Annotated in this window: 20 protein-coding genes and 1 pseudogene; 15 read left to right on the top strand and 6 right to left on the bottom strand. The window is 56.3% G+C overall.

The annotated features are described in order from the left end of the window. The first annotated feature begins 34 nt into the window (after positions 1-34). From PMM47T1_RS06850 to glmU, 7 genes are all read left to right on the top strand, one after another. On the top strand, positions 35-505 hold the full coding sequence (locus PMM47T1_RS06850; protein ID WP_008367083.1) for a F0F1 ATP synthase subunit B: 471 nt from the start codon (positions 35-37) through the stop codon (positions 503-505). 12 nt (positions 506-517) lie between these two features. Further along, positions 518-1,054, top strand: a complete 537-nt coding sequence (locus tag PMM47T1_RS06845; protein WP_008367082.1) for a F0F1 ATP synthase subunit delta — start codon at positions 518-520, stop codon at positions 1,052-1,054. 21 nt (positions 1,055-1,075) lie between these two features. Continuing rightward, the gene (gene atpA, locus PMM47T1_RS06840) at positions 1,076-2,620 is read left to right on the top strand and encodes a F0F1 ATP synthase subunit alpha (protein WP_008367080.1); all 1,545 of its coding nucleotides are present in this window, start codon (positions 1,076-1,078) and stop codon (positions 2,618-2,620) included. Positions 2,621-2,670: 50 nt separating this feature from the next. After that, entirely contained in the window at positions 2,671-3,531 is an 861-nt protein-coding gene (atpG, locus tag PMM47T1_RS06835) for a F0F1 ATP synthase subunit gamma (RefSeq protein WP_008367078.1), read from the top strand. Positions 3,532-3,558: 27 nt separating this feature from the next. Then, entirely contained in the window at positions 3,559-4,935 is a 1,377-nt protein-coding gene (gene atpD, locus PMM47T1_RS06830; RefSeq protein WP_008367077.1) for a F0F1 ATP synthase subunit beta, read from the top strand. Between the two features lie 44 nt (positions 4,936-4,979). Continuing rightward, positions 4,980-5,405 carry a F0F1 ATP synthase subunit epsilon gene (locus tag PMM47T1_RS06825; RefSeq protein ID WP_008367075.1) on the top strand — a complete coding sequence of 142 codons (426 nt, stop codon included), beginning with the start codon at positions 4,980-4,982 and terminating at the stop codon, positions 5,403-5,405. Positions 5,406-5,517: 112 nt separating this feature from the next. Beyond that, positions 5,518-6,885 (top strand): bifunctional UDP-N-acetylglucosamine diphosphorylase/glucosamine-1-phosphate N-acetyltransferase GlmU, encoded by a 1,368-nt coding sequence (gene glmU / locus PMM47T1_RS06820; protein WP_008367073.1) that lies wholly within the window; start codon positions 5,518-5,520, stop codon positions 6,883-6,885. Positions 6,886-7,119: 234 nt separating this feature from the next. On the opposite strand, the gene PMM47T1_RS06815 is transcribed toward glmU, so the two are convergent. After that, on the bottom strand, positions 7,120-7,368 hold the full coding sequence (locus tag PMM47T1_RS06815; protein WP_008367072.1) for a PAAR domain-containing protein: 249 nt from the start codon (positions 7,366-7,368) through the stop codon (positions 7,120-7,122). Positions 7,369-7,744: 376 nt separating this feature from the next. On the opposite strand from PMM47T1_RS06815, the gene PMM47T1_RS06810 reads away from it, so the two are divergent. The 3 genes from PMM47T1_RS06810 (at position 7,745) to PMM47T1_RS29700 (ending at position 11,390) form a co-directional block, all read left to right on the top strand. Next, positions 7,745-8,512 carry a DeoR/GlpR family DNA-binding transcription regulator gene (locus PMM47T1_RS06810; RefSeq protein WP_008367070.1) on the top strand — a complete coding sequence of 256 codons (768 nt, stop codon included), beginning with the start codon at positions 7,745-7,747 and terminating at the stop codon, positions 8,510-8,512. Between the two features lie 11 nt (positions 8,513-8,523). Continuing rightward, positions 8,524-10,359: a glutamine--fructose-6-phosphate transaminase (isomerizing) gene (gene glmS / locus PMM47T1_RS06805; RefSeq protein ID WP_008367067.1), complete on the top strand. Its 1,836-nt coding sequence runs from the start codon at positions 8,524-8,526 to the stop codon at positions 10,357-10,359. Positions 10,360-10,832: 473 nt separating this feature from the next. After that, positions 10,833-11,390: a hypothetical protein gene (locus tag PMM47T1_RS29700; protein ID WP_157212961.1), complete on the top strand. Its 558-nt coding sequence runs from the start codon at positions 10,833-10,835 to the stop codon at positions 11,388-11,390. Positions 11,391-11,397: 7 nt separating this feature from the next. On the opposite strand, the gene PMM47T1_RS28600 is transcribed toward PMM47T1_RS29700, so the two are convergent. Beyond that, positions 11,398-11,832: a hypothetical protein gene (locus PMM47T1_RS28600; RefSeq protein WP_008367064.1), complete on the bottom strand. Its 435-nt coding sequence runs from the start codon at positions 11,830-11,832 to the stop codon at positions 11,398-11,400. Positions 11,833-11,886: 54 nt separating this feature from the next. On the opposite strand from PMM47T1_RS28600, the pseudogene PMM47T1_RS30075 reads away from it, so the two are divergent. Then, positions 11,887-12,138 (top strand): annotated as a pseudogene (locus PMM47T1_RS30075) (integrase); the annotation flags it as partial. 1 nt (position 12,139) lies between these two features. On the opposite strand, the gene PMM47T1_RS28920 reads toward PMM47T1_RS30075, so the two are convergent. From PMM47T1_RS28920 to PMM47T1_RS06790, 4 genes are all read right to left on the bottom strand, one after another. Beyond that, positions 12,140-12,538 (bottom strand): hypothetical protein, encoded by a 399-nt coding sequence (locus PMM47T1_RS28920; RefSeq protein WP_238536602.1) that lies wholly within the window; start codon positions 12,536-12,538, stop codon positions 12,140-12,142. Positions 12,539-12,803: 265 nt separating this feature from the next. Next, positions 12,804-13,100 (bottom strand): antibiotic biosynthesis monooxygenase family protein, encoded by a 297-nt coding sequence (locus PMM47T1_RS28915; RefSeq protein ID WP_081492621.1) that lies wholly within the window; start codon positions 13,098-13,100, stop codon positions 12,804-12,806. Positions 13,101-13,244: 144 nt separating this feature from the next. Further along, positions 13,245-13,766 (bottom strand): cyclophilin-like fold protein, encoded by a 522-nt coding sequence (locus PMM47T1_RS06795; protein ID WP_008367061.1) that lies wholly within the window; start codon positions 13,764-13,766, stop codon positions 13,245-13,247. A 5-nt stretch (positions 13,767-13,771) separates the two neighbouring features. Then, positions 13,772-15,031: an MFS transporter gene (locus tag PMM47T1_RS06790; RefSeq protein ID WP_008367059.1), complete on the bottom strand. Its 1,260-nt coding sequence runs from the start codon at positions 15,029-15,031 to the stop codon at positions 13,772-13,774. 363 nt (positions 15,032-15,394) lie between these two features. On the opposite strand from PMM47T1_RS06790, the gene PMM47T1_RS06785 reads away from it, so the two are divergent. The 4 genes from PMM47T1_RS06785 (at position 15,395) to PMM47T1_RS06770 (ending at position 19,470) form a co-directional block, all read left to right on the top strand. Beyond that, positions 15,395-16,300 (top strand): LysR family transcriptional regulator, encoded by a 906-nt coding sequence (locus PMM47T1_RS06785; protein ID WP_043300834.1) that lies wholly within the window; start codon positions 15,395-15,397, stop codon positions 16,298-16,300. A gap of 197 nt (positions 16,301-16,497) precedes the next feature. After that, positions 16,498-17,676, top strand: a complete 1,179-nt coding sequence (locus PMM47T1_RS06780; RefSeq protein ID WP_008367054.1) for an MFS transporter — start codon at positions 16,498-16,500, stop codon at positions 17,674-17,676. 130 nt (positions 17,677-17,806) lie between these two features. Beyond that, complete coding sequence (locus PMM47T1_RS06775; protein WP_008367052.1) at positions 17,807-18,490, top strand: (2Fe-2S)-binding protein; 684 nt, start codon at positions 17,807-17,809, stop codon at positions 18,488-18,490. Continuing rightward, positions 18,490-19,470, top strand: coding sequence for an FAD binding domain-containing protein (locus tag PMM47T1_RS06770; RefSeq protein ID WP_008367051.1), 981 nt, complete (start codon positions 18,490-18,492; stop codon positions 19,468-19,470). The genes PMM47T1_RS06775 and PMM47T1_RS06770 overlap by 1 nt, the downstream gene beginning before the upstream one ends. Positions 19,471-19,475 lie beyond the last annotated feature (5 nt).

Genomic DNA, 19,475 nt, shown 5'->3' with positions numbered 1-19,475 from the left:
GGTGTGATGGAACAAGAACGAGCGAGGTGTTGGCGTGAACATTAATGCAACCCTGATTGGCCAGTCCGTTGCGTTCTTCATTTTTGTACTGTTTTGCATGAAGTTCGTGTGGCCTCCGGTCATCGCGGCTTTGCAAGAACGTCAGAAGAAGATCGCGGATGGTTTGGACGCTGCACAACGAGCAGCTCGCGACCTGGAGTTGGCCCAAGATAAAGCGGGTCAGCAACTGCGTGATGCTAAAGCTCAAGCAGCCGAAATCATTGAGCAAGCCAAGAAACGCGGCGCTCAGATCGTCGACGAGGCCCGTGAACAGGCCCGTGTCGAAGCTGATCGCGTGAAGGCTCAGGCTCAAGCCGAGATCGAGCAGGAACTGAACGGTGTCAAAGACGCGCTGCGTGCCCAAGTGGGTGCTCTGGCCGTAGGCGGTGCCGAGAAGATCCTGGGCGCCACAATCGATCAAAACGCGCACGCGGAGCTGGTTAACAAACTGGCTGCAGAAATCTAAGCGAGGGCGATCATGGCAGAACTGACCACGTTGGCCCGACCTTACGCTAAGGCAGCCTTCGAGCATGCCCAGGCCCACCAGCAACTGGCCAATTGGTCAGCCATGCTCGGCCTGGCTGCTGCGGTGTCGGAAGACGACACCATGCAGCGCCTGCTCAAGGCCCCGCGACTGACGAGCGCACAAAAGGCCGCCACTTTCATTGAAGTGTGCGGTGAAAAGTTTGATAGCCAGGCACAGAATTTCATTCATGTTGTCGCGGAAAACGACCGTCTCCTGCTGTTGCCGGAGATCGCCGCTCAGTTCGACCTGTACAAGGCCGAGCTCGAGAAATCCGTAGACGTGGAAGTAACCAGTGCTTTTGCATTGAACGACGAACAGCAAGACAAACTCGCCAAGGTTCTCAGTGCACGGCTTGGCCGCGAAGTGCGACTGCACGCCGCGCTTGACGCATCCCTGATTGGGGGCGTCGTCATTCGCGCTGGCGACCTGGTAATCGATGGTTCAGTGCGTGGCAAACTCGCGCAGCTGGCCGAAGCATTGAAATCTTGAGTTTGAAGGGGCAGCAGAGCAATGCAGCAACTCAATCCTTCCGAAATAAGTGAAATTATCAAGGGCCGCATCGACAAGCTCGATGTGACCTCTCAAGCCCGTAACGAAGGCACTGTCGTCAGCGTATCTGACGGCATCGTGCGGATTCACGGTCTGGCCGACGTCATGTACGGCGAGATGATCGAGTTTCCGGGCGGCGTCTTCGGCATGGCCCTCAACCTGGAGCAGGACTCCGTAGGTGCCGTTATTCTCGGTGCTTACCAGTCCCTGGCCGAAGGCATGAGCGCCAAGTGCACTGGCCGCGTCCTGCAGGTTCCGGTTGGTAAGGAACTGCTGGGTCGCGTCGTCGACGCACTGGGTAACCCTGTTGACGGTAAAGGTCCTCTGGGCCACACCGAGACTGACGCGGTCGAGAAAGTCGCACCAGGCGTGATCTGGCGTAAATCGGTAGACCAGCCTGTACAGACTGGCTACAAGTCGGTTGACGCCATGATCCCTGTCGGCCGTGGCCAGCGTGAGCTGATCATCGGCGACCGTCAGATCGGCAAGACCGCCATGGCGATCGACGCGATCATCAACCAGAAAAACAGCGGCATCTTCTGTGTGTACGTTGCCATTGGTCAGAAGCAATCGACCATTGCCAACATCGTACGCAAGCTGGAAGAAAACGGCGCCATGGCTAACACCATCGTCGTAGCTGCCAGTGCCTCCGAATCGGCTGCCCTGCAATACCTGGCTCCGTACTCCGGCTGCACCATGGGTGAATTCTTCCGCGACCGCGGTGAAGACGCGCTGATCGTTTATGACGATCTGTCCAAGCAAGCAGTGGCTTACCGCCAGATTTCCCTGCTGCTGCGCCGTCCACCAGGCCGCGAAGCCTACCCAGGTGACGTGTTCTATCTCCACAGCCGTCTGCTGGAGCGTGCATCGCGCGTTTCCGAAGAGTACGTAGAGAAGTTCACCAACGGTGCAGTGACTGGCAAGACCGGTTCCCTGACCGCACTGCCGATCATCGAAACCCAGGCTGGCGACGTTTCCGCGTTCGTTCCGACCAACGTGATTTCCATCACCGACGGTCAGATCTTCCTGGAATCGGCCATGTTCAACTCGGGCATCCGCCCTGCAGTGAACGCCGGTGTCTCGGTATCCCGTGTGGGCGGTGCCGCTCAGACCAAGATCATCAAGAAGCTGTCCGGTGGCATCCGTACCGCTCTGGCTCAGTACCGTGAACTGGCGGCATTCGCCCAGTTCGCTTCTGACCTGGACGAAGCCACCCGCAAGCAACTGGAGCACGGTCAGCGCGTTACCGAGCTGATGAAGCAGAAGCAATACGCTCCAATGTCCATCGCGGACATGGCGCTGTCGCTGTACGCCGCTGAGCGTGGTTTCCTGACTGACGTGGAAATCGCCAAGGTTGGTAGCTTCGAGCAGGCCCTGATTGCTTACTTCAACCGCGATCACGCCGATTTGATGGCGAAGATCAACGTGAAGGGTGACTTCAATGACGAAATCGACGCTGGCATCAAAGCCGGTATCGAGAAGTTCAAGGCCACCCAAACCTGGTAAGCCGCAGCGGGAGCCGCGAGGCTCCCGCTTGCTAACCTGATAGGTGTTACATGGCAGGCGCAAAAGAGATTCGCAGTAAGATTGCGAGCATCAAAAGCACGCAAAAAATTACCAGCGCCATGGAAAAAGTGGCGGTCAGCAAAATGCGCAAGGCTCAAATGCGCATGGCAGCCAGCCGTCCCTACGCGGAGCATATCCGCCAGGTAATTGGGCATCTGGCCAACGCCAACCCGGAATACCGCCACCCGTTCATGATCGAGCGCGCTGTAAAGCGTGTCGGTTACATCGTGGTGAGCAGTGACCGTGGTCTGTGCGGCGGCTTGAATACCAACCTGTTCAAGGCCCTGGTCAAGGACATGGCGGTAAACCGCGAACACGGCGTCGAGATCGATCTGTGCGTAGTTGGTACCAAGGGCGCGGTCTTTTTCCGCATCTACGGTGGCAATGTCGTAGCAGCGATCAGCCACCTGGGCGAAGAGCCATCGATCAATGATCTGATCGGCAGCGTCAAGGTGATGCTGGATGCCTACCTGGATGGCCGTATTGATCGCCTGTCCGTGGTGTCCAACAAGTTCGTGAATACCATGACGCAAAAGCCAACGGTCGAGCAGTTGATTCCGTTGGTCGCAACCCCGGATCAAGAGTTCAAGCACCACTGGGACTACCTCTACGAACCCGACGCCAAGGAGCTGCTGGACGGCTTGATGGTTCGCTACGTGGAGTCGCAGGTCTACCAGGCGGTGGTTGAGAACAACGCGGCTGAACAAGCTGCGCGGATGATCGCGATGAAGAACGCCACCGACAACGCCGGCGACCTGATCAGCGAATTGCAGCTGGTCTACAACAAGGCGCGTCAGGCTGCGATCACCCAAGAGATCTCGGAAATCGTCGGCGGCGCTGCCGCGGTTTAACGGTTCAAATATTCAGAGGATCCTGCTATGAGTAGCGGACGTATCGTTCAAATCATCGGCGCCGTCATCGACGTGGAATTTCCACGTGACAGCGTACCGAGCATCTATAGCGCGCTGAATGTTCAAGGCGCGCCAACCACTCTGGAAGTTCAGCAGCAGCTGGGCGACGGTGTGGTTCGTACCATCGCAATGGGTTCCACCGAAGGCCTGAAACGTGGCCTGGAAGTGATCGACACCAAGGGTCCTATCTCGGTCCCCGTTGGTAAAGCTACCCTGGGCCGTATCATGGACGTCCTGGGCAACCCGATCGACGAAGCTGGCCCGATTGGTGAAGAAGAGCGTCGTGGTATCCACCAACCCGCTCCTTCGTTCGCCGAGCAAGCGGGTGGTAACGATCTGCTGGAAACTGGCATCAAGGTTATCGACCTGGTCTGCCCGTTCGCCAAAGGCGGTAAAGTTGGTCTGTTCGGTGGTGCCGGCGTAGGCAAGACCGTAAACATGATGGAACTGATCCGTAACATCGCGATGGAACACAGCGGTTACTCCGTGTTCGCCGGTGTGGGTGAACGTACTCGTGAAGGTAACGACTTCTATCACGAGATGAAGGACTCCAACGTACTGGACAAGGTTGCCCTGGTATACGGCCAGATGAACGAGCCGCCGGGTAACCGTCTGCGCGTTGCACTGACCGGCCTGACCATGGCCGAGAAGTTCCGTGACGAAGGTAACGACGTTCTGCTGTTCGTCGACAACATCTACCGTTACACCCTGGCCGGTACCGAAGTTTCGGCACTGCTGGGTCGTATGCCATCGGCCGTAGGTTACCAGCCGACCCTGGCTGAAGAGATGGGTACTCTGCAAGAGCGCATCACTTCGACCAAGGCCGGTTCGATCACCTCGGTACAAGCCGTATACGTACCTGCGGATGACTTGACTGACCCGTCGCCAGCCACCACGTTCGCCCACTTGGACGCCACCGTCGTACTGTCCCGTGACATCGCCTCCCTGGGTATCTACCCAGCGGTCGATCCACTGGACTCGACTTCGCGCCAGCTGGACCCACTGGTCATCGGCCAGGAACACTACGACACCGCTCGTGGCGTTCAGTACGTGCTGCAGCGTTACAAAGAGCTGAAAGACATCATCGCGATCCTGGGTATGGACGAGCTGTCGGAATCCGACAAGCAACTCGTTACCCGCGCTCGTAAGATTCAGCGCTTCCTGTCGCAGCCGTTCTTCGTGGCTGAAGTCTTCACTGGTGCCTCGGGTAAATACGTTTCCCTGAAAGACACCATTGCTGGCTTCAAAGGCATCCTCAACGGTGACTACGACCACCTGCCAGAACAAGCGTTCTACATGGTCGGCGGCATCGAAGAAGCGATCGAGAAAGCCAAGAAACTGTAATCCTGGCGCCCGGCAACGGGCGCTAATCAGGTTGAGGCAAGCAGATGGCTATGACAGTCCATTGCGATATCGTCAGCGCGGAAGGGGAAATCTTCTCCGGCCTGGTCGAGATGGTGATTGCACACGGTGAACTGGGTGACCTGGGCGTTGCCCTGGGCCACGCACCGTTGCTCACTAATCTGAAGCCAGGTCCTATCCGCTTGATCAAGCAGGGTGGAGACGAGGAGGTGTTCTACATCTCCGGTGGTTTCCTCGAGGTTCAGCCCAACATGGTGAAGGTTTTGGCCGACACCGTGCAGCGCGCTGCCGACCTGGATGAAGCCTCCGCTCAGCAAGCCGTCAAGGCTGCCGAGAAGGCCCTGAACGAGCAAGGCGCGGACTTCGACTACGGCGCTGCAGCTGCACGCCTGGCCGAGGCCACTGCGCAGCTGCGTACCGTGCAGCAGATCCGCAAGAAGTTCGGCAAATAAGCTGCAACTTCTGAGCGATTGAGAAAAAGGGTAGCCTCGGCTACCCTTTTTCTTTTTCCGCTTTTCATCTTTCGGTCGCACTCGCCGACCAGCCCGGATTGGTAGCCACTCAATGTCTCTCGATATCGTCATTCTTGCCGCAGGCCAGGGCACCCGCATGCGCTCTGCCATCCCCAAGGTGCTGCACCCGGTGGCGGGCAACTCCATGCTCGGTCATGTTATCCACAGCGCACGGCAACTCGCCCCCCAGGGCATTCACGTGGTCGTTGGCCACGGTGCAGAACTGGTGCGTGAACGGCTGGCCGCGGCGGACCTGAACTTTGTCCTGCAGGACCAGCAACTGGGCACTGGCCACGCCGTGGCCCAGGCCGTGCCGGCCATCACCGCCGAGACGGTGCTGATCCTCTACGGTGACGTGCCGCTGATCGAAGTGGAAACCCTGCATCGCCTGCTGGCACTGGTAACCCCGGAACAACTGGGGTTGTTGACCGTGAACCTGGCCGATCCTGCAGGTTACGGCCGCATCGTGCGTGATGCGGCCGGCAAGGTCAGCGCTATCGTCGAGCACAAGGACGCCAGCGATGCCCAGCGCGCCATCAAGGAAGGCAACACCGGTATCCTGGCAGTACCGAGCAAGCGCCTGGCCGAGTGGCTGGGACGCCTGTCCAACAACAACGCCCAGGGCGAGTACTACCTCACCGACGTAATTGCCATGGCAGTGGGCGATGGCCTGGTAGTGGCCACCGAGCAACCGCTGGACGCCATGGAAGTGCAGGGCGCCAACGATCGTCGCCAACTGTCCGAACTGGAGCGTCACTACCAACTGCGCGAAGCCCGCCGACTCATGGCTCAGGGCGTGACCCTGCGCGACCCGGCGCGTTTCGACGTGCGCGGCGAAGTGACCGTGGGTCGCGACGTGCTGATCGACGTCAACGTCATTCTCGAGGGCAAGGTGGTCATCGAGGACGACGTGGTCATCGGGCCGAACTGCTACATCAAGGACAGTACGCTGCGCAAAGGCGTGGTGCTCAAGGCCAATACCCACTTGGAAGGCGCCGTGATGGGCGAGGGCAGCGACGCCGGCCCGTTCGCGCGCCTGCGCCCGGGTACCGTGATGGACCAGGGCGCCCATGTGGGTAACTTTGTAGAATTGAAGAACGCCCATATGGGCGAGGGCGCCAAGGCTGGCCACCTGGCCTACCTGGGCGATGCCGACATTGGTGCACGCAGCAACATTGGTGCGGGCGTGATCACCTGCAACTACGACGGTGCCAACAAGTGGCGCACCGTCATTGGCGAGGATGCGTTCATCGGCACCAACAACTCTTTGGTGGCGCCTGTGGATATCAAGGCTGGTGCCACCACTGCGGCGGGTTCGACCATTACCCAGGATGTAGCGGAAGCTCAACTCGCGGTAGGGCGTGCGCGCCAACGCAATATTGATGGCTGGAAGCGGCCGGTGAAAATCAAGAAAGGCTGAGTTATCCACAGCCGGGCTGGGCGTTCGCTTGGTGAGGCGTGGGGGCAGGTGCCGCTTGAGCTTTAAACGGTGCCTGTTTCTCACGCCGATCTTGGATGGTGAGTGGATATCCGGGGAATGTGGATAAGCTTGGCCCAAAGGTTGGAGGTTAACGCAATTCGATGACTATGAAGGTAATCACCATCCAGGTGCAGGTGACTATGTATATCGTCAGTTTTATCTTCAATAGGCGTTTCAGGGAAGGAGGAAAATTTTGAAGATCGACTGGAAACTGTCCAGCGTGCCCGCCACAAGCTTGCCATGACTACCCATGAAGGAAACGCCCCCCACAATCCGGTAGGTGCCGCCGTTCGCACCGCAAGACGCCCGGTCACCTTCACGGGCATGCAGCAGGCCAAACATGTTAATCCGGTCGTCACCGTCCAGCACCTCACCACCACAACTGGTCTTGTCACCGCGGCCAATGAAATATCCATCACTCATTGTGTTCCTCTTTTCCTTTGACGTTGGCCACGGTCCAGGAACCAGCCAACTGCTCCCCTGTAAAAGGCCCCGCTGGTGTACAAGAATGGTATTGGATCATTCTCTTCCACCATGGCGGGACGGCGGTAATAGGCAGGGTGTCTACGGTAGACCCGTCCTCACCAACCGTAAGTAGGACGTTTCCCAAGTTCGCTGCACGGGGAGGAGATTTTTGGGTCGAGTTGGGTCATGCCGCCAACGGCAGCGGCTCTCTGCTTTGTGGATAACTCAAGATGAACCACCCGCTGTCAGCCTGAACCACTGTTCACTTGACGAAAACCCGCCGATAGGTTTTGATTGCTTCCGTTATCTTTCGAATCGAAACTTAAAAGTCGCCATGTCGAAACGCAACACGCCCCAGCGCCGCCACAACATTCTTGCCTTGCTCAATGAACAGGGCGAGGTGAGCGTCGACGCCTTGGCCCGTCGCTTCGAAACTTCCGAAGTCACCATTCGCAAGGACCTTGCCGCCCTGGAAACCAATGGGTTGCTGTTGCGCCGCTACGGTGGGGCAGTGCCGGTGCCGCAGGAAATGATGAGCGAGAGTGCCCAAAGTGTTTCTATCCACAAGCAGGCTATCGCCCGCGCGGCTGTGGACAAGATTCGCGAGCATGCGCGCATCATCATCGACAGCGGCAGCACCACCGCCGCCATGATCCCCGAGCTTGGCCACCAGCCCGGCCTGGTGGTGATGACCAACTCGTTGCACGTGGCCAATGCCCTCAGCGAACTGGAGCACGAGCCGGTGCTGTTGATGACCGGCGGCACTTGGGACCCGCACTCGGAATCCTTCCAGGGCCAGGTCGCCGAGCAGGTGCTGCGTTCCTACGATTTCGACCAGCTGTTCATCGGCGCCGACGGCATCGACCTGGAGCGTGGCACCACCACCTTCAATGAACTGCTTGGCTTGAGCCGGGTAATGGCGGACGTCGCCCGTGAAGTGATCGTGATGGTGGAGTCCGACAAGGTAGGCCGCAAGATCCCCAACCTGGAACTGCCCTGGAGCAGTGTCCACACCCTTATTACCGATGATCGCCTGCCATCAGAGGCACGCGAACAGATTCAGGCCCGCGGTATCAACCTCATCTGCGCCGCCGCAAGCTAGGAGAACAACCCATGTGTGGAATCGTTGGCGCCATCGCCGAGCGTAATATCACCGCCATCCTGCTCGAAGGCCTGAAGCGCCTTGAGTACCGTGGCTACGACAGTGCCGGCGTGGCCCTGTTCACCAACACCGGTTCGCTGCAGCGCCGCCGCCGCGTGGGCAAGGTCAGCGAGCTGGAAAAAGCCCTGACTGCCGACCCGCTGGCCGGCCAACTGGGTATTGCCCACGTTCGCTGGGCTACCCACGGCGCGCCGACCGAAGCCAACGCGCACCCGCATTTCTCGGGTGAAGAAGTGGCGGTGGTGCACAACGGCATCATCGAAAACCACGAAGTGCTGCGCGACCGCCTGAAAGGCCTGGGCTATGTGTTCACCTCCGACACCGATACCGAAGTCATCGCCCACCTGTTGCACCACCACCTCAAGACCATCCCGGACCTGGCCGACGCCCTCAAGGCCACGGTCAAGGAACTGCATGGCGCCTACGGCTTGTCGGCGATCAGCGCGAAACAGCCAGACCGCCTGGTGGCAGCCCGCAGCGGCAGCCCGCTGGTGATCGGCCTGGGCCTGGGCGAGAACTTCCTGGCCTCCGACCAACTGGCCCTGCGTCAGGTCACCGACCGCTTCATGTACCTGGAAGAAGGTGACATCGCCGAGATCACTCGCGAGAGCGTGCGCATCTGGAACAGCGAAGGCCAGCAGGTCCAGCGCGAGACCGTGCAATACCACGAAGGCGCCGAAGCCGCCGACAAGGGCGAGTTCCGCCACTTCATGCTCAAGGAAATCCATGAGCAGCCCAAGGTAGTACAGCGCACCCTGGAGGGCCGTCTGGGCCAGGCCCAGGTATTGGTTCAGGCGTTCGGGCCACAAGCGGCCGAGTTGTTCGCCAAAGTGCGTAACGTACAGATCGTAGCCTGCGGTACCAGCTACCACGCCGGCATGGTTGCCCGGTACTGGCTCGAAGGCCTGGCCGGCATCCCTTGCCAGGTGGAAGTGGCCAGCGAGTTCCGCTACCGCCGCGTGGTGGTCCAGCCGGACACCCTGTTTGTCTCCATCTCCCAGTCGGGCGAAACCGCCGACACCCTGGCAGCGCTGCGCAACGCCAAGGAGCTGGGCTTCCTCGGCAGCCTGGCGATTTGCAACGTGGGTATCAGCTCGCTGGTGCGTGAGTCCGACCTGACCCTGCTGACCCAGGCCGGTCCGGAAATCGGCGTGGCGTCGACCAAGGCCTTCACCACTCAGTTGGTTGCCCTGATGCTGCTGACCCTGTCCCTGGGCCAGGTGCGTGGCACCTTGGAAGCCGGTGTCGAAGCCGAGCTGGTGGAAGAGCTGCGCCGCCTGCCGACTCGCCTGGGCGAAGCCCTGGCCATGGACAGCACCGTGGAACAAGTGGCCGAGTTGTTCGCCGAGAAGCACCACACCCTGTTCCTGGGCCGTGGCGCGCAGTTCCCGGTAGCGATGGAAGGAGCATTGAAGCTCAAGGAGATTTCCTACATCCACGCCGAAGCCTACCCGGCTGGCGAGCTCAAGCACGGCCCGTTGGCGCTGGTGGACAAGGACATGCCGATCGTCACCGTGGCACCAAACAACGAGCTGCTGGAAAAGCTCAAGTCCAACCTGCAGGAAGTCCGCGCCCGCGGTGGCGAGCTGATCGTGTTCGCCGACGCCCAGGCCGAATTCCGCGACGCCCCGGGCACCCACGTGATTGCCATGCCGCACATCCTGGATGCGCTGGCGCCGATCCTCTACACCATTCCGCTGCAGTTGCTGTCGTACTACGTGGCGGTGTTGAAGGGGACTGATGTGGATCAGCCGCGTAACTTGGCGAAGTCCGTTACTGTGGAGTAAGTAGCCGTCTTAGCGTAGCCGGGGTGATCGTGAAGATTAAAGTCTGTCTCTAAATATTAAAAACGGTCTCGCTTGGAGCCGTTAGGGCCTCCAAGCGGTCTGCGTCATCTCGGCTCTCCGGGCCTTGAAGAAGTCCTAGGTGCTCCCCTATGCTCTTAACCATCCAACCGCACGAATGCCTACGCTCATTTTTAGAAAGGCATTTCTTTCTGGACCCTGAATCACCGGAATCAATCAGGTTCAGAAAAATCTCCACGTACGATATGCGGGGATCCAGTATTCAACTCATCGCAGAGGTACTGGGAAGGGGCGACACGTACGGTTTCAATCGTCTGCTCCACGATCACACAAGCTATTCCCAAGTGGCGGTTTTCCCGGGCTCAAATCAAAAAAGCTACGCCCGATCGGATTATCAGTCACGTGGAGTGCGGTTCATAACGGAGCATCAACTTCCAGGAATCTGTGTTCAATGTGTGAAAGACGATATCGTCCAGCTTGGCTTCCCCTATTGGAGGCGTGATCATAGATACGTAAAAGTATGTTCGAAGCACAACACACTTCTACTAAGAAAATGCCCTATATGTGCTAAGGACATCAATATTCACGGCTATGCATATGGTCATGATCTGCTATGGAAAGGATGTGGCGGACGCTATATTCACCAGTGTGAATCCAAGATAAATTATGATGGATGGCAGCTAGTACTTTCCGAGATATTCACTGAGATTGGCGAGTCGAAGCTCACAGTTGATCTGGAATTTGTTACAGAACATATTGCTGCTGAAATTAACAGACAGTCAGACTGTGGGCTAATTTCAGAGACCAAAAAAAATGCACTCAAGCACCGGCTTGATATGTCCAAGAGAATAGCCGAAACAGGCAACAATTACCGACCCGATCTCAAGTATAGCGAGTACATCATTTATGTCATTGCAATTGTGTATGGCAGCTTTGCAAGCTTGCTTGATAGTGTGCTTGCGGTAGGCGGTCCGGTGCGAAATGTAAATGACCTTATGCATGTTAAATATTAAGCGCTTACTAAATCTTATCTTTGTCATCAAAAAAATCGCTGAACGCATTCATCAAATCATCATTTGTTGGCTTTGCTAAAGACGGGCGCTTAGAGCGCTTTGCGGCTCGATCCTTCAAATCTGTACCCACCTTAAGACTTTTGTACGCTTCTCGCTCGGGAGCCGTCAGCGCACCCTCGAATGCCGCACGAGCGACTCGGTTATCCCGCTCCTTCCGCATGAATTGCACTACATTGGACCGCATGGGCGTGCCGAAGGGACATACAAGATCTTCTCGCTTCGATTTTTTTTGAATTGCAATGCGCTCTAGCTCTTCAACGTCTATCCGGTTTGCATAGTAAGCGCTTGAGATATACGCTTGATGGACATCTTCGATCTCAATCCATGTGCGATTAGAAGTGCGGGCTTGAATGTAAGACTGTTTAATGAGGTGCCCTTCCATGGACCCAGTGACTCGAGAGCTGTGAACATCCATACGTGGGGGACCGCCACGAAAATCATCGCTGCAGGCAGCCGTGAGCTTTGGAGCAAAGGAAAATTGGTCGAGCAGAAACTTCCGTTACGACTGTGGGATATTCGGGCCATCCGCGTAACGCATTAAAATGCAAAAGGAACTCGGGATCTAGCTGTCTTCGATCTGGCCATCGACAGTCAGCTTCGTGCTTGCGATTTAACAAAGCTACAGGTGCGCGACGTCACCCACGGCGAGCACGTCTCACCACGAGCCATGGTGATGCAGCAAAAAACTATTACAGACAAGCAACGTTGTCGGTTTCTTTAATCGTGCCAACGTTGTTCTCAATAAGCGTCAACGTCACACCCCCACCACGGCTACTTCTCTCAACTAGGTCATAGCTTTTATTGGCTTGAAAATACTTGTAACTGAGCTTCGCAAGGCAAGTACGATGGCTTTCTTGATAGCCCTTTTTGACGATTCCTATTTCCATTGTGTGTTCCCCAGCACTTATGACAAAGTGCCCAAAATTCTCAGAAGGCACTTCATCTAGACGTCTGGCGATCATTTCATCCCCTGGCTGTGCTTTTAGGGTTACCTTGGATTGCCCAGCAGCCAGAGGTACAGGATTAGTTGTGCAGGCTGCCAGGCTCAGAAGAAAGACTGAGGTGCAGACAATCTTTATGGCGTTCATAATTTGTCCAATTAATATTTTTCAGGTTTAAGATCTTACGATCCTAGTTATTTGCTTGCCGTAGAATCTCGTCGGAGAATGCAGCATAGCCTTGTAGCGTTAGGGACGTTCTTGTAATAGCGCTTAGAATAGATAATGATAAATTCATAGTCTTTTCTTCAACCAATGTCGTCGCCCGCCGCTACGAGCATGGGAGCATGATCCTCACTAGAGTCATCCCGTTTACCTACCACCGCAGTGGTAAAGCGTTCCGTTCACACAGGGTTCAAGAATTTGGTTTGAAGCAAGTAAAGCAGAGACTGGTACCGGCCTCGATCAGCAGATTCACGAGCTGCGTCACTTCCTGGCTACAGAGATGAGCGTTCATTTGAGATTCGCTCTCCCAATATCCACAGATGATCCAGGTTGTTGCGCCTGTAGCTGCTGCGTTTAGCGCATAGCCAAGGCACCCGGGTGCACCCTTTAAGCGCTCGACGTGTGCCTGTAACACGCCTTGGAATCCAGCATCTAGTACGTCAAAGCTGCGTATTTCAAGAGTATTCACCGAGTCGATGGTCATCATGAGATCCTGCGGGCAAGAGCCATTATTTTAAATCTTTACCCGCATCATCTCTATGTGGCTAGACCCTCATGCCCATGTGAGGAATGCTCAATAATCACAAGTGCGCGATAGAGACAGTACTTAGTATCGGGGTGCTGAAGCCCCTTAATTTTTGCGTACCAATTCCATCTTCACCTGCACAGGCCCTTTTTTACGCAATATGTCCATTCCTGAAAGGAGTGTGCCGAGCTTCACTAAGCCTATCGAGTAAGTGAAGTCTTTATGGAAAATCGCAAAATTTCCCCAAGGCGCGTAGTAGGCCATGTCGCCTTCACGAGGCGTATAACCGTCTGGCGCATCTTGGATAATCAGTTTTCGCGGTAGGTACGAGATCTTCTCGGTCGAGGCGTAGTCTTCCAATGTCGCCTCCAACGGCAGCATTGAAGCGAAATCCCGCGATGATTTGTTGTCGTCGAGTTTAAATTCTATCGTTCCCTGCGGCGCCCTCATCGCGACGTACAGAGCCCCCTTGGTCGCTGTCGATAGTTCACTAGCGCCGGCGGCATTCCTATTTTGTTCGCTATGCGCTTCATTGCTGGCTATCAAGCTAGCCGTTAGGCCTGACGCAAGCGCCCAATCCTCCGCGCTTTTAGCGGCACCGCGCGAGGCATCGTTTTGTCTGGACATGATATTCATCCTGCTTGGTCGGGGCACCGGTCAACCGGCGTATTTTGTTGGCTGGCGACCGTGTTGTTGTGTGCTTTTGGAAAGGCGTGTGTGGAAGAGAAATAGGCCGCGCATAACGCCATTGAAATGAGAACCAGGAGCACCCATGGAAAAGCAGCTACGCCCAGCGAATGCAATATGATTCCGCCAAGCACACCGCCTCCGGCAATAGCGGTGTTCCACACCACGACGCTGATGGATTGGGCCACGTCCGCGGCCGGTCCGGCTGCCTTTGCTAATGCAGTTTGGAGCAGGGTCGCAGCACCGCCGAAAGTAAGTCCCCATAGCACCACTGCGGCGTAAATAATCGAAGGCGTGCTCCGAGCGAGGCCGAGCATGATCGAGACAGCCAGGAAGCCGATCAGGCAGACAAGCACCGCAACGCGCAAATGGTTGTCGACCACTCGGCTGATCGCCCAGATACCTATCAGTGCTGATGCGCCGAAGCCGAATAGAATTTTGTCAACTCGGCCCGACAAGTCAGAGGCCGAGACAAAGGGAGCGATGTAGGTGTAGAGGATATTATGAGCCAGCATCCATGCGAGGATGACGCCCATGATTGGCTTCACCCCCGGCTTGCTGAGTGCGTCCAATACCCCCATCCGCTTGCCACTGGAATGCCCGGGATAGTTGGGTACTTTGAGTAACGACCAAACGATTAGCGCTACTGAAAGGCCGGAGAGGGTACCGAAAGTCGCGCGCCAGCCAAGGTTGTTGCCCAACCAAGTACCCAAGGGAACTCCTAAAGATAGCGCTAGAGGCGTTCCTGCCATGGCAATTGCAAGCGCACGGCCCTGAAGCTCAGGCTTGACCAGTCTCCTCGCATAGCCGCCGATTAGGCTCCAGCCTAATCCAGCTGCTGCACCTGCCAAAAACCGTGCTATCAAGGTGACGATGAACGAAGGGGAAATAGCGGTAATCGAGTTGAATAACAGGAACCCTATGATTGTGGCCAATAGCACTGAGCGGCGTCTCCACCTCTGGGTTGCAATGGATAACGGAATTGCGGCAATTAGCGAGCCGGCAGCGTAAGCCGTCACCATTTGGCCAGCTTGCGATGGCGACACTTTCAGGTCCTGCACGATGCCGGGGAGCAAACCTGCCGGGAGCGTCTCTGTCACGATGCAAAGGAATCCCGTCATCGCCAGCGCTAACAACGGGGCTATGGGCAGCGATTCCGTGGATTGGTGTGTGGAGGCAGCGTGAGGTTTTATTTGAGTCGACATAGATCCTTCAAGGTTGATCAAGGCGGCGCAATCAACTCTCAATCTGCGTGTAAGGCTTGATTCCGAAACGTGTCTATTTAGAAGCCTTGGGCTTTGCAGTAGAAGGGTACTTAATGGACAGTTGAATAGTTACCCGGCTTCAGCAACATGCTGCGCTGAGGAAGGCTCAGTAATAGCGGCCAGAGCCATAGGTAGTCACTTTCCTAGTAGATTTCCATTCATGCGCAAATCGCATTTCTATGATGAGCTACGCTCACTTAAAGAGGATGATGCTCATGCGTATACTGACCAAAGGCGACGCTCAAGGCTAAACCAGGTCCAATGCCGGGAAATTTTCGGGATGATTTCTACGTAGGTAAATTGATGCAGCTCACTCGCGCTAACCTTGCCGACTTTATGTATTTCCTAGCCGTTGGCCGGCATCTGAGCTTCAGTCGTGCAGGTCTGGAGGTAGGTATCAGCGCATCCGCGTTGAGTCACGCCATCAAGGCGTTGGAGGCCAGACTTGGTGTGCGGCTGCTTAACCGGACGACACGTAACGTGACGCTTACCGCAGCTGGGCAAGAACTGCTAGAGCTGATCAATGACCCTATTGACCGAATTGACCAGGCCATGGACGTCATCAACCGCTACAGGGACGAGCCAGCAGGCCGAATACGACTGAACATTTTCAGCGATGCCGCGCTTCTCTTGTTGGCGCCTGTTCTGCCAGTGTTTGGTGAGCGCTACCCGGATATCGAAATCGATATTTCGATTTCGAACACAATGGTGGACGTTGTGGAAGGTGGGTTTGACGCAGGGATGAGATTTGGCGCGACTGTACCAGAGGGGATGATTGCGCATCGTCTTTCTCCGGACATCAGGTGGGTTGTCGCCGGCACAGCCGAGTATTTGCGTAAATGGGGTACGCCCGAGCATCCCGAGGACCTCAAGCGTCATCAATGTATGAAATTCAAGATCGGGACCGGCAAAGTCTATGACTGGGAATTCGAAAAAGACGGCGAGCGGCTGGCTGTGTCCGTTTTTGGTGGTGTCATCCTCGATGAAACCCGAATTGCGTTAGCCTTGGCTTGCGAGAGCGCAGGGTTGATATATGCCGCTGAGCCGGTACTCGCGCCGTACCTGAAAGACGGGTCGCTACAGCTGGTTCTTGAGGATTGGGCGAGCGTAAGCCCCGGGTTCCACATCTACTATTCCAGCTATCGCCAGCAACCGCTGGGACTTCGTCTTCTTATCGACATGATTCGAGAAATCGCGCCATTGGGATAGACGCCATGCTGGCGCTTGTTACTCGTCGCATCACCTTATTGCTGAGCTTCACTCATCACCGCATCACATGTACCCCAATATACGCCCCGTTATTGCGCATGTACCTTGATCTCACTAAATCCACCAAGACCAACGCTGATGACTTGTGTTCATTGAGCTATGAGGCGTCTTGAGCCGGAACAATGTGGAGGACGTAGATGCAGACCGCTGAACTTGGAATTGCCGCACCTGATCGAAATGTGTGGAGCGCCGTTGGCTCCCTCGCTATGTGTGTAGCGATGCTGATCGCGTCTGAATTCATGCCTGTCAGTTTGCTAACACCGATTGCTTCGGACCTTGGTGCTACGCAAGGCATGGCCGGGCAGGCGATCTCTGTGTCGGGATTATTCGCCGTCATCACGAGTCTTTTCATTTCGGCCATAGTCGGGCGGATAGATCGCCGCTACGTCTTGATCGGACTAACAGCGCTGATGCTGGCCTCCTTGATACTGATCGCCGAGGCCCCGAGCTTTGCCCTATTGATGATTGCCCGCGCGATCCTCGGCATCTCCATCGGCGGGTTCTGGGCGCTGGCGACCGCGACCGTTATGCGTTTAGTGCCGTCCAACGTGGTACCCAAGGCGTTGGGTATCATTTATACAGGTAATGCTATTGCGACTGCGTTCGCAGCTCCCATTGGCAGCTACTTGGGCGGCGTCATTGGCTGGAGAGGGGTGTTCTGGGGGCTGGTGCCGCTCGTGATTCTTAATCTAGCCTGGCAGTGGATCAGCCTCCCTCCCATGCCACCCAAGGCTACTACCTCAGTACGCACTTTGTTTGGCTTGCTCAAACGTCGAAATGTGGCTTTTGCAATGATCGGCGTGATGCTGACCTTCGCCGGTGCCTTTTGCGCCTTCACCTACATGCGCCCATTTTTAGAGACCTATACCCAAGCGACGACCCCGCAGTTGTCTCTATTTTTGCTTGGGTTGGGAGTCGCTGGGTTCGCTGGCACTTATGCCTCCACGGCTCTAGTCAATGACCGGCTCTATGCACTCCTACGCTATCTGCCTTTTCTCTTGGCTGCTGTAACGCTTGGGTTGCTTGTTCTCGGGCATCTCAAGCCTGGGGTGGCAGTTGCCATGATTTGCTGGGGTGGACTGAACGCAGCGATCCCTGTGGCCTGGTCAACCTGGCTCAGCAAAGGAATAGGCGATGACCCAGAGAGTGGTGGCGGGCTCCTGGTGGCGGCCATTCAGCTCTCGATCATGTCGGGTGGTGCATTGGGTGGGTTCCTGCTGGACCACGGCTCTATAGCCGCCACGTTCATAGGCGCAGCAGTCCTATTGATGCTAGGCGCACTCATCGTGGGCAACGGCAGCCGCATTCGTGGCTGAGTGCTCTTGTTGAGGTGGCAGGACGCCTGGGCTTAGTGACGTTGTAAGCCTCGGAGAGAAAGCTTTGAAAGCCATTGACTAGGTAGGCCTTTCGAAATTGGCCGCTGACCAACCTGATTAGGACGAAGCCATGAGCAGCGATGACAAGCATCGGGACGACGAACACGCCAAGCGATCTTCAGTGGCAGACGTGGTGACGCCTTCACGAAGAAGTTTCCTGAAATTCGGCGCATCCAGCGTTGCCGCAGCGACAGTTTCCACCTGGATTCCAAACGCCGTTGCCCAGGCCGGTGATTTGGCAAAAGCGATCCAAGATGACGAAGCTCCTGCAATCGGTGAGCGGCGAATCCAGCTGTTGGTTAACGGTAAAAAGCATGTTCTCAACGTACCGGTCAACGCGATCCTGCTAGATGTACTGAGAGACCGTTTGAAGCTGACTGGAACCAAGAAGGGTTGTGATCAGGGGCAATGCGGTGCTTGCACGCTATTGGTTAATGGCGTGGCCATCAATTCCTGTCTTTCGGTAGCCGTCCAGCATGATGGTGATGAGATCCTGACTGTCGAAGGTTTATCGCATGGCGACGAGCTGCACCCGATCCAGGAAGCATTTTGGGATCACGACGCCTACCAGTGCGGCTACTGCACGTCCGGCCAGATGATGAGCGCGATTGCGATCATAAATGATCCGAATGTTGGTACCGACGATGCCAGTGTCAGAGAAGCCATGAGCGGGAATATCTGTCGATGTGGCGCGTATAAAAACATCGTGTCCGCGATCCAGTCTGCTCGTTTGAAAATGGGGAGGGTCAGCTGATGCGTACATTCGACTATAGCCGTCCAGATAACGCCTTACAGGCCATTGGGCGTACGGTTAACCCGGGCAGGTCGTACCTCGCCGGCGGTACCACGCTCCTTGACCTGGTCAAGCTGGACGTCATGAAACCCACGGATGTTGTGGACATCAACCGTCTACCTCTAAAGCAGATCGAGCGCCTCAGCGATGGCAGACTTCGCATCGGCGCGTTGGTGACCAATACCCAGCTTGCGCAGCATGCCGATATTCGTCAGCACTATCTGGTTCTCTCTCAGGCACTTCTCGCTGGGGCCTCTACGCAACTGCGCAACAAGGCAACTACTGCTGGAAACCTGATGCAACGCGTGCGGTGCAATTACTTCAGGGATGGTATTTCCCCTTGCAATAAGCGCACTCCGGGCAGCGGGTGCGGTGCCATCGGCGGCCATAATCGGAGCGTTCATGCGGTACTAGGAACCAGCGATTCCTGTATCGCCACGCATCCTTCGGATATGTGCGTAGCTATGGCTGCTATCGGTGCTCGGATCACGGTGCAAGGTAGGGATGGTACTCGGGAGATCGACTTCGCGGACTTCCATCTGCTGCCGGGTAAGACTCCCTGGCAGGAGCACGCGCTGGAGCAAAATGAGCTCATCACTCACATCACATTGGATGCCCCGATAGAAGGTGGGCGTTCAGGATATCTCAAGCTGCGAGATCGCACGTCTTACCAGTTTGCGCTGGCATCAAGTGCCGTGATCGTTGCGCTCGAAGGACAACGTATTCGCGACGTTCGCATAGCTATGGGAGGTGTCGCCACCAAACCCTGGAGGGTAAAGGCCGTGGAAGAGGCCTTGGTTGGTAACAGAGCTTCCGAAGAGTTGTTCAAGCGGGCCGCAGCCATCGCTTTTGAAGACGCCCACGCTTACTCGCAAAATGCGTTCAAGATCCCCCTGGGTCAGCAAGCAGTCGTCCGCAACCTTCGAAACCTCTTGGCTTAGGGAGA

It is taken from the genome of Pseudomonas sp. M47T1 (genome assembly GCF_000263855.1).
Lineage (GTDB): Bacteria > Pseudomonadota > Gammaproteobacteria > Pseudomonadales > Pseudomonadaceae > Aquipseudomonas.
This window is presented reverse-complemented; position numbering and strand designations above follow the sequence as displayed.